The sequence below is a fragment of the Mycobacterium sp. E802 genome (assembly GCF_001666875.1).
Lineage (GTDB): Bacteria > Actinomycetota > Actinomycetes > Mycobacteriales > Mycobacteriaceae > Mycobacterium.
In genome coordinates this window covers 1-1,105 of record NZ_LZJD01000181.1, presented here as the reverse complement: position 1 = coordinate 1,105, position 1,105 = coordinate 1, and the positions used below count along the sequence as shown (strand labels likewise).

The following is a 1,105-nucleotide window of genomic DNA, read 5'->3' as shown; positions in this document are numbered from 1 at the left end:
CCAGGACGGCCCGTCAAACACCCACGGAAACGTCAGTAGAGCCACCTTTTCGCCCGAAAAGGTACGGGTTTGTGTCTTTTCGCGGGAGATCAGGCGGCGCGGTGAAACGCGCGGTAGATCCGTGCGCACAGCTCAGCCGGGTGGCGGCGCACATCGTCGACGACCGCGGGAATGCTGGTCCATCCGGCCTCGTGCAGCCGTGCGGATTTCATCCGATCATGCTTGAACGCTTCAGGATTCGCGTGCCAGTCGACGCTGTCGTATTCCGCCACCACCCAATGTTCCGGCCAGGCGAAGTCCACCCGCCACAGCTTTCCGTGTAGATCCCTGATCTCGTATTGCAGCTCCGGTGGGGGCAGGCCCCAATCGAGGAAAACCAGCCGCATCTCTGATTCCATCGGCGATTCGGACCTGGGATCTGCCAACGGCAACAGCTCACGCACTTTGACGATGCCCCGACGACCGTGCTGCTCCTTCACTGCACTCTCGAGTTCGGCCATCGTGCAGGTCTGGCTCCGCAGCGCGGCGTCAAGCGTCGCCAGCGCGCGTGGACGCCTGAGCGTCCTGGCCAGTTCGATCGCCGTCCATGCCGGAGCGGTCAGCAGCCGGCCGTCGACCTTCTTGAGTGGCGCGCCAATTCGCTGGTGCACCATCAGGTTCGGTGACGGACGCATGCGCACGCCCGGGTCGAGGATATGAACGCGGTCATCAGGTTCGGTGTCAAAGCCATAGATCTGCGCAGCGGTGTTCATGCAGGCGACGATCGGCAGGCCCGCCACCAGATCGAGCGCACGAAGGCGGCACGCCATGTCCGGCGGGCGGGGCGAATACACCCCGTGCCAGACCCGGAACAACGTGCCGGCCCGCACGCGGTTGGTGAGGGTTCGCTCGTTGATCGCGGCGAGCAACTGCCGCGTCGTGGCGACTCCGCCGTGGACAGCGAACACCTCATCGACCCCCATGGCGTTCGATGCTGACGGGAACCGCGCATTACCGCCAGCATCCGCCCATTTGCCCTGTGGATAACTCCGCGAAAAGACACAAACCCGTACCTTTTCGGGCGAAAAGGTACGGGTTTGTGTCTGTTCGGCAGAGGGACGTTACT

At 63.6% G+C, this 1,105-nt stretch carries 1 protein-coding gene; it reads right to left on the bottom strand.

From position 1 onward, the window contains the following. Window positions 1–89: 89 nt before the first annotated feature. The gene (locus A5699_RS26555) at window positions 90–962 is read right to left on the bottom strand and encodes a type IV toxin-antitoxin system AbiEi family antitoxin domain-containing protein (RefSeq protein ID WP_067776363.1); all 873 of its coding nucleotides are present in this window, start codon (window positions 960–962) and stop codon (window positions 90–92) included. Window positions 963–1,105 lie beyond the last annotated feature (143 nt).

Coding starts and splice junctions, on each gene's coding strand:
- A5699_RS26555 (WP_067776363.1), bottom strand. CDS start 962: ATGGGGGTCGATGAGGTGTTCGCTGTCCACGGCGGAGTCGCCACGACG.